This is a genomic window from Methyloglobulus sp. (assembly GCF_046714055.1).
GTDB lineage: Bacteria > Pseudomonadota > Gammaproteobacteria > Methylococcales > Methylomonadaceae > Methyloglobulus.
In genome coordinates, this window is record NZ_JBKKBJ010000123.1 from 21681 (window position 1) to 27680 (window position 6000).

A 6000-nucleotide genomic window follows, 5' to 3' on the forward strand; every position below is an offset into this window, starting at 1 on the left:
AAGCAATTGTTCTGCAATCGTTTTCAATATCATCGCCAAGGTGTTTGCATTTACCAGGCGTTTCGCCTAAACTTCCGATCTGATTTAAAACGTCATGACGAGTTCGTGCGACCCAACTAATTGATTTATAAGATCGCTTAGATAACAACTATAAAAACACGCGATGGAAAATCGAATTCTTACAAAGCTAAAAAGCGGCGGTATTGGCCGGTTGATCAACATTATCCAGACACTGTTTGTCAGTTTGCTGCGAATCTGGTCAATCCCCATAGTGCTGCTGCTCAGTCTGGCATCAGGATTTACCACGTTTTATGGGATGTCCTACTTTATTACGCCGTGGATTGCATTGATTATTACCATTGCAATTCAATCTATTATCGTCATCTGCTCATTTGAACTTGCGGGTATTCACCTCAAAGCCAACCGGCTACGCTATTTCAGCGTGTTGGTTTCGCTAGTGATTGCTTTTGTGGCATCGATGGCGTTTTCCTATTTCAAATTCTACGAAATATCGGAACACGATACGATCCGCATCGAGCGCATCAATGAGGTGGGAAATCAAGTCGATGCGTATTTGAAAAAACTGGTCGTTGTAAAAAGTAGTCTTTTGGCGCAACAAAAAATGGAACTGGAAAAGCTGGCGAAAGGAGTGTCCCAAGGTTATTTCGGCACCCATCCTGAAATCCCCCCCCAATACCGGGATCAAGTTGGCGAGGGCCCTGTGTGGCGGCATGTCAACAAGATCTATCAGGAAAAAAAAGCGCAGTTAGCCCAACTCGAACAACGATTCAGCCTGGTTGACCAATCCATTGCCACACTCCAGATTGGCCTTAACAAGTTGGACAGTGATCTTGCCCATAGCGAGCAAGCCTATCAGGAAGTTTCCCAGGGCTTGCATAAGGTGCAACTGGAATTTAACCAGTTAACTGCCAAATACCGCACTAATTTGCCTTCAGCGCCTATCCTGATGACCTATTCCCAGTTCACGGAAACCGTAAAACCCACGGTCAATAACCTGCCCAAATTCACCCTTTTTCCCCTGATTATCGCCGGGATGGTGGATTTTTTTACCGTACTGTTATCCTATCGCCTGGAATTTTCAGCGCCGGGCCCTTTGACCGAACAAGAAGAAGAACTGGTTTTTGAATGCCTTAAACAATTCAGTGAATTCCGCATTAATGAAAATGATACCGTGGAAATTATCATTGAAAAAACTGAAATCGAACGCGCCCGGCATTATGTCGATTGGCCGCGTATGTTTGCCGTCGGCCTATTGCTTAGCCGTGGGTTTCTGCGTAAGGTGGATGAACGGCGCGTGGAGTTTGCACCGAACCTTTACCCATTAATGGCCGAGAAAATGGGCGATAAATTGCAAAAAATTAAAAAAGCCCAAGTATCCGCGCAAAATAATCCTCGCAATAGTTAGTTTAAGGTATGAACGCCGAAAAATTGCCTCCAGAAAAATCCCCATTGGAACAGTGGTTAGCGGAAATCAGCGCAGAAGCCGATTCCGTCAGCGACACCTGGGATCCAGGCTTTGATGGCGGCAGGCAAATTGTCATTGCCCAACTGGGCCCATTCCAAAAAGCCTACCAGCGGCCACCGCTGTTTAACCCCCGTTTTTATCACCGCACATATCCTCTCCCCGTCGATGAATGGCGGTTCAACAGCCAAATTAGGCTTTATGGCGATTTTTGTACGATTGATGCGCTACTGACTATCCGTTATCAAGCTACTATCAAGTGCGCCCAGACCAATCTGGAAGCCTTACCCAACATCAATCAGCACATCAAGTCCCGTTGCGAAGGGCTGATTAGGGATGCCGTCAATCAAGAGCTTCATAAACTGGTCAATGGTGATTGGGTAGAACAAGGCCTGTCTACTGTGGAACGGCGTATCGAAATGCAAATTAACGAAACCCTGACCCTGCAAAATATCCAGTGCAGCGCTTTATGTGAAATGCTCACCACTTTTTCCGAGATAGGCGATCCCAACAAATTGGACAGCCGCTTTGCCCATGACGATATTTACCTGAAAATATTAAAGAAAAACTTCGAAACCCAGGAGCAGCAAAACAAGGAACGCTTGCGGCAAGAACTAGTCCTTGAGCAGCAACGCCTGGAACGGCAACAACGCCTTATCGACCAGTATAATCAGGAACAAGCGCTGCACCGCATCGAACAAGAACAAGCCGCACTTAACCTCAAGCGCCGCCTGGAAGAGCAGGAACGGCAATTGAATGAACAATTCCTCATTGAGGAACGTGTTCACAGGGAACAGGTTTACCACGAACAGAACCTGAAACGCATGGAGCAGGAAGCCGCCACCAAAACCCAGCAAGAGATCCACTCTAAACAACTCGAAACCGAACAACAATTACTGCAAGAACGGCTTGCACATCAACAATATCTCAAAGAAATCCAGCTCGCTGCCGAAATAGCAGGATTTGAAAAAAATCAGGGAGCCTGGAGCGCAGTCCATGAACGGCTTAAGGTTGAGAAAATAGAACAGGAAAAGCGGCTTAAACAACTGGAAAATGAGGCTGCATTGGCCTTGCTCGACACTAAGCAAGCCGAAGAACAAAAACTGCAGGAGCGCCTGCTGATGGAAAAGCTGATGCACGAAGCCCGTCTGAAGGACATGGAACTGGAAATGCAAATTCAGGAACATGAAAAACGCTTCAGCGCCACCCAGCAACTGGATAACTACTTACGCCGAGATATTGAGCTATTGATCCTGGAAAAACACCGTGGCGAGTTGCTGAAAGAAGTCAAAAAAACCAAGCTGGATGAACTTCCCGCCATCCCTGCCCCTGCAAACCCAGAGGATACTGCCGATCTGTAAGGTTTCGCTCAGACCTGATTTTAATAACTTTTAGCGCATAATCTTATGGAAGCCTCTAAAAACTCCCTTCCCCTTTAGGGGGAGGGATAGGGTGAAATTGGAGTAAACAATTGATTTTTAAAGCCATCATCTCAGACTTCTCGGCAACTGCTAAAATCCAGGACGTACTGAATGCAGCAAACGCAGGAGCAGTTTGTCGTCCTGCGTTGCCAAACCACATGGATGTGGTGAATGTGGAAAATGCAGGAGCATTTTTCCACCTACTTACCCACATCCTTGTAGGCATCCCGAATGGAAAAGGAGCTTTTTGATTTTTTAGAGATCCCCCCCTTATATCACTGACCGAGATGGCTGGGAATATCACATCAGAAATCAACAAGGCAAAAAAACAATCTTCTTGGCGAAACGACAACTCAAATAGATAAGGCTAAAGAAGAAATAGACGACATTACAGGACCTGTAAAACGTCAAATGTAATGGGCACCTCTAATAATTCCACTAACCTCCCCGAATTTTAGTCGCTCCGAGATAGCGCCGAAATGAGGCAATAACGACAACCCCAATAAATGACAGTCACCCGACGAAACCACCCCGCCAACCTGGATGTGTGACGTAGAAGAACGCGCCGCGCTGATGTTCAAGTTGCTGGCGCTCCAGCAACTGCACAACCTGTCAGACGATAAGGATCAAATACCAGATACGGAACCGCTTCAGTTTCATGCGTTTTTAGGGCTTGCAACTGGAATACCGGATACCGGATGCCAGCAACAAGTGAGCGGCGTATGCTGACAGCCCGTACCGGCCTGAAGCCCAAGAACAGCGCCTAACCGCCGACGCACAGATAGCGTCCAACCGTACCAAACCCAAAGTGCGCGCCCACATCGAACCTATATTTGACGCCCAAGCGCACATGGGCTGGCATATTGTGCGCACGTCGACCTGCAGCGTGCCAAGGTGAAGATTGGCCTGATGTTTGTGGCCTACAACATGATGCGCCTAGTGCAGCTAATTAAGCGCGGCGAGGCCAGGCAACCGAACTTTGAGGTACAACCACAGGGAAGCTGCGCTTGTTGGGGCATAACAAGGGGCAAATTCGTTAGTAAAGAGGGCGTTGCAAGCCGGGCTGGCCTCAATGTGGAAACAATTCAAATAATTTCAGGGCTTTCGCAGTATGGTAAGTTATATTGCGATAGAGATTCCCTTATAGGGGTTCCCTTTAATTATGCCAAATCAAACCCAGACATTTAGATCGCCTGAAAGATGGGGCATTACTTCCGGTATTTATTGTCCAAGTCTTTGAGATGTTTTAGTTTCTCTCCTATCTTAAGTTCTAGCCCCCGATCCACTGGCTGATAATAACGACATCCGGTTAACCCTTCGGGAAAATAATTCTCTCCGGCTGCGTAGGCTTCCGGTTCATGATGTGCATAGCGGTATTCTTTGCCGTAATCCAGCGATTTCATGAGTTTTGTCGGTGCATTCCTTAAGTGTATTGGCACGGGTAAGCTGCCATGCTCCTTAGCATCGCGCATCGCAGCGTTGTAAGCCATGTAGACAGCGTTACTTTTTGGCGCACAGGCCAAATAAACGACTGCTTGGGCTAAACTCAGTTCGCCTTCCGGGCTACCTAGACGTTCCTGCGCTTCCCAGGCATTGATCGCAATCTGTAAAGCCCTTGGATCGGCGTTGCCAATATCTTCGGATGCCATCCTGACAATTCTTCTGGCCAGATAAGACAAGTCGCAACCGCCATCCATCATCCTGCACAGCCAGTATAACGAGGCATCAGGGGAGCTACCGCGCACGGATTTATGTAAGGCGGATATCTGGTTATAGAATTCTTCGCCCTGATTATCAAAACGCCTGACCCCGCCCGAGAGCACTTCGGTGGCATACGACTCGCTTATCTCCCGTTCGTCATGCGCCAAAGCCAATTCGGCAGCAATTTCGAGGAGATTCAGCAATCGTCTGGCATCGCCATCAGCAGCCTGTGCAAATTGCTGTTTGATAGGTTCAGCCATTATGATATCTAAAGTACCTAGCCCCCTGACAGTATCATTCAGGGCTTGGTTTAAAACTGCCAGTAGATCGTCGGCTACCAAGGAATTAAGCACATAGACGCGGGCCCGTGATAACAAGGCATTGTTTAGCGCAAACGAAGGGTTTTCTGTCGTCGCGCCAACAAAGTAGACCGTGCCGTCCTCCACATGCGGAAGAAAAGCGTCTTGTTGCGATTTATTAAAGCGATGTACTTCATCAACAAACAACACGGTAGGCCTGTGCTCCCCTTTCTGGATTTGTTTGGCTTGTGCGACCGCATCCCTGATGTCTTTAACCCCTGACAGTACCGCAGAAATAGGGATAAACTCTGCGTCGGAATGTTGCGCTATTATTCGTGCCAAGGTGGTTTTTCCTGATCCTGGCGGCCCCCAAAAAATCATGGAATGCAGATGTCCTGATTTAATGGCTTCATACAGGGGTTTGCCCGGTTTTAAGATATGTTGTTGACCGATATACTCGCTCAACTGTCTTGGCCGCATCCTGTCGGCCAGGGGTTTTGTCAGGTCATCAGGCATGGATGCGGGTAATGTCATATAACGTTAAGCTAACCGGTTGGCCAGAGAGCTGTAAAATAACGCGCAATCATCAAGACCAATCCGTGTTGAGCGCAATGTTAGAATGCTATGTTATGCACAGCAGCTAAACCGCACCGGACAAAAATGCCAAACCATGCCCAGAACGCCAACGAAACAAAGGGCTCGCGACTTGCACTGACTTGGTATTGGAAGATTTCCTGGATAGTTCTCAAAATATAGCATGATTAACTTATCGGTATAAACCGACATGAGAATCCAAGTACACCTAATAATATCAGCATTGATAATTTAATATAGTTTCTTACATTCATCGCATAAGTGCAATTGTTAACTATCGGACTTGAAGAAGGCTAGCTGCTATAGTTTTCCGTTTTTTCAATCCGACCAAAGATGAGAAAGCACATGAGAAGCTATAAACAGCTAAGTTGTAAGAAATCTCAGGGTTGTTTATAGATGGGTTGATTAAAATAAGCGGTAAGTATTTCATAAGGGGTGGCGTTATCCAAACCCTTATGGGGTTTGGCCGTGTTGTCGGAGTTAATGAAGCGCATCAGCTCGA

General features: G+C 47.0%; 5 protein-coding genes. 4 read left to right on the forward strand and 1 reads right to left on the reverse strand.

The window, feature by feature from the left end:
* The first annotated feature begins 163 nt into the window (after positions 1–163).
* From ACLQ6D_RS07550 to ACLQ6D_RS07565, 4 genes are all read left to right on the forward strand, one after another.
* Positions 164–1426 (forward strand): hypothetical protein, encoded by a 1263-nt coding sequence (locus tag ACLQ6D_RS07550; RefSeq protein ID WP_411726675.1) that lies wholly within the window; start codon positions 164–166, stop codon positions 1424–1426.
* A gap of 8 nt (positions 1427–1434) precedes the next feature.
* Positions 1435–2844, forward strand: a complete 1410-nt coding sequence (locus tag ACLQ6D_RS07555) for a hypothetical protein (RefSeq protein WP_411726676.1) — start codon at positions 1435–1437, stop codon at positions 2842–2844.
* A gap of 110 nt (positions 2845–2954) precedes the next feature.
* Entirely contained in the window at positions 2955–3155 is a 201-nt protein-coding gene (locus ACLQ6D_RS07560) for a hypothetical protein (protein WP_411726677.1), read from the forward strand.
* Positions 3156–3447: 292 nt separating this feature from the next.
* On the forward strand, positions 3448–3633 hold the full coding sequence (locus tag ACLQ6D_RS07565) for a hypothetical protein (RefSeq protein WP_411726678.1): 186 nt from the start codon (positions 3448–3450) through the stop codon (positions 3631–3633).
* A 479-nt stretch (positions 3634–4112) separates the two neighbouring features.
* Here the strand turns inward: ACLQ6D_RS07565 and ACLQ6D_RS07570 are convergent, their stop codons facing one another.
* On the reverse strand, positions 4113–5438 hold the full coding sequence (locus ACLQ6D_RS07570; RefSeq protein ID WP_411726679.1) for a replication-associated recombination protein A: 1326 nt from the start codon (positions 5436–5438) through the stop codon (positions 4113–4115).
* Positions 5439–6000 lie beyond the last annotated feature (562 nt).

What these genes read in the sequence shown, in the direction of transcription:
- ACLQ6D_RS07565 (WP_411726678.1), top strand. Translation starts at nt 3,448, where the DNA reads ATGTGTGACGTAGAAGAACGCGCCGCGCTGATGTTCAAGTTGCTGGCG.
- ACLQ6D_RS07570 (WP_411726679.1), bottom strand. Translation starts at nt 5,438, where the DNA reads ATGACATTACCCGCATCCATGCCTGATGACCTGACAAAACCCCTGGCC.
- ACLQ6D_RS07555 (WP_411726676.1), top strand. Translation starts at nt 1,435, where the DNA reads ATGAACGCCGAAAAATTGCCTCCAGAAAAATCCCCATTGGAACAGTGG.
- ACLQ6D_RS07550 (WP_411726675.1), top strand. Translation starts at nt 164, where the DNA reads ATGGAAAATCGAATTCTTACAAAGCTAAAAAGCGGCGGTATTGGCCGG.